Origin of the sequence: Yoonia sp. (assembly GCF_036007805.1) — a bacterium.
Lineage (GTDB): Bacteria > Pseudomonadota > Alphaproteobacteria > Rhodobacterales > Rhodobacteraceae > Yoonia.
In genome coordinates, this window is the sequence record NZ_DASYOK010000188.1 from 1 (window position 1) to 2,500 (window position 2,500).

Consider the following 2,500-nt stretch of genomic DNA (forward strand, 5'->3'; position numbering starts at 1 on the left):
CTGGCACGGCAACAGGCGGTGGAGCGCGCAGTCGACGACGCGCAGAAGGCGTCAGGGCGGAGTACGGGTGGCCGAGGCGGAATGCGCGGTGGGAAAAGCAGGTATGGGGGGAAGCGGTGACAAAGATCGCTTCGGTATCTTATGAATCAAAATGTATCGCTCAACTCTGTGCGATCGCAAGGAACGACATAGGTGAAATTGTTCGAAAGCGTTGGAGCTCGGGTTTTTTCTGGCGGCACGGCGATGTTCCCTTCCTAATCACTAATCGCCATTGTGTGACTGGCAGAGACGGAACAAACGAACCGCTAAGCGATGGATTTGATCCTGTCGGACTTCAAGTACTCTTTCGTGTACCTAGCGAAGGCGTGGCAGATGATGCGCAGACCTATGCAAATCGAGCTATCGAATACCACTTATGGAAAGATGGCAAACCGGACTGGCATGAACATCCAAAGGGCTCTTTCATCGATGTCGTCGCCTTGAAAATTTCTGATTTCCCCGATCAGATTCACTGCGTAAACGACAAATCCCAATATGATCATTGGCAACCAGAAGCTGGGACTGATTGTTTCATCGTAGGATATCCCGAGGCGCTTGGTGGCAGTGAAGGAACCCCAATTTGGAAGCGGGGTTCAATAGCTTCTGAACCTGAATTAGAACTCGACGGTATGCCAATATTTCTCTGCGATTCAGCTACACGCGAAGGGCTTTCAGGGGCGCCCGTTTTCGCGAAAATGTTGGGTAACTTTTCAATCGAAGGGCGCCCGTTTAGTGAAACTGCCTCGCCGCAATTCTTTGCTCACTGGACAAAGTTCCTCGGTGTTTATGCTGGTCGCGAAGGTGATGAGAAAGATGGCTTCCAACTTGGACGGGTGTGGAAAGCATCGATACTCAGCGATATCCTGAATAACACAAACACACCTGAGAGTCCGTTTATTCGTAAATGACCACGTGTAGGGTGGGTGAAACCCACGCGCCGCAACCCCGTGGGTTTCACCCACCCTACCCCCACGCAGTCCCGGACTTGATCCTGGACCTCAACGCCCCCCAAAACCTTAACCCCCCATTCACACATCCCACCGCACGCGGCCTTAACCCGCCCAAACCGTACACCGCGTACATACGGGTTGTGTACGGCTTGTGTACGCATTGCATACGCCCCCATCCCCTGCAAAACCCTGCGTTAACAGGTGAGTCCCTGCGTCACCGCCGCAATCGCCCCCAAACCCCCACCGCGCGTTGCACCGCTGTGGCCTTGCCCGCCGCCGCGCGCCGCCTACATCCCCCTCATGCGCACCGCTCTCGCCTTCCTCCTTCTCGCCTCACCCGCCGCCGCGTGGGAGTTTTCGGCCTCCCCGATCTGCACCCTGACCGACACGCAAGAGGCAGGCGAAATCACCGTCACCTACGACCCTGCAATCACCGAATATGCGGTCACCGTGACCCTGCCCCAAGGGCGCTGGTCCGGTGATCCGGTCTTCGGCATGGCCTTCGCCAATGACCGCCCGATCAGCATCCAGACAGACCGCCATAGCGTCAGCCCCGATGGCCGCAGCCTTACCGTCAAGGACCGTGGATTTGGCAATGTTCTCGACGGGTTAGAGTTCAACGCCCGCGCCTACGCGATACTGGGTGACACAACCGTCGGCTTTGATCTGGACGGGATCGGCCCCGCCATGACCGCCTTTCGCAACTGCCCCGCCGCCAACCTCGCGTGATGACCGACCCGATCAACCCGACCGACGATAGCGCCCGCGCACTGGCCCAGAAACTGCTGCAAAACACCCGCTTCGCCGCCCTCGCTGTGACCCACCCCGAGAGCGGCGCACCCTACGTCGCCCGCACAGCGATGCTATGGCATGAAGGCGCGCTTCTGACGCTGGTCTCGACACTCTCACTGCACACCAAGGCGCTTGCCAAAAACCCGGCCTGTGCTGCGCTGATCGGTGAGCCGGGTGCCAAGGGTGATCCCCTCACACATCCGCGCATGACACTGATCTGCACAGCACACGAGGTGGATAAACCTTCCCACAAAACGACGTGGTTGAAGGCCATCCCTAAAGCGCAATTATACTATGATTTCAGCGACTTCAGGATGTACGCACTGGCGGTGTCCGAGGCGCATCTCAACGGCGGTTTCGGCAAGGCGTTCACCCTAGGCGCGGACGACCTGCGCGTTTAGTTTTCCCCGCCAGACAATCGTGCCGTCCCGCCATGTGCCGTCAAGCAGAACACCCTTCTTCGCGGCATGCGGAAACTGGACCCGCCAGTCGCGGTATTTGTCATTGCTGACAACACGCAGGCCATGATCCGTGGCCATCGACAGGATCGACACATCCGCTATGACGCCTTTGTTAACAACGCAGATATGCTCCTGCGGGATACCCAAAAGCGGGGCCAGTGCCGCCTCGTCATAATAATGATCGTCAAGCACATAGCCGACGCTCGCATCGAAGAACACAATCGGCGTATAGCCTGCGCGTTCAAGGCTGCGCAGCAC

General features: G+C 57.8%; 3 protein-coding genes and 1 pseudogene. 3 read left to right on the forward strand and 1 reads right to left on the reverse strand.

The window, feature by feature from the left end; translation table 11 throughout:
• The 3 genes from VGP75_RS10870 to VGP75_RS10880 form a co-directional block, all read left to right on the forward strand.
• A partial coding sequence (locus tag VGP75_RS10870; protein WP_327543684.1) for a trypsin-like peptidase domain-containing protein occupies positions 1-947 on the forward strand: 947 nt, incomplete at its 5' end.
• A gap of 342 nt (positions 948-1,289) precedes the next feature.
• Positions 1,290-1,718 carry an excinuclease ABC subunit B gene (locus VGP75_RS10875; protein WP_327543685.1) on the forward strand — a complete coding sequence of 143 codons (429 nt, stop codon included), beginning with the start codon at positions 1,290-1,292 and terminating at the stop codon, positions 1,716-1,718.
• Positions 1,718-2,182 carry a pyridoxamine 5'-phosphate oxidase family protein gene (locus VGP75_RS10880; RefSeq protein ID WP_327543686.1) on the forward strand — a complete coding sequence of 155 codons (465 nt, stop codon included), beginning with the start codon at positions 1,718-1,720 and terminating at the stop codon, positions 2,180-2,182. The genes VGP75_RS10875 and VGP75_RS10880 overlap by 1 nt, the downstream gene beginning before the upstream one ends.
• Here VGP75_RS10880 and VGP75_RS10885 read toward each other — a convergent pair.
• A pseudogene (locus VGP75_RS10885) lies at positions 2,156-2,500 on the reverse strand (NYN domain-containing protein); the annotation flags it as partial. The gene VGP75_RS10880 and the pseudogene VGP75_RS10885 sit on opposite strands and share 27 nt — an antisense overlap.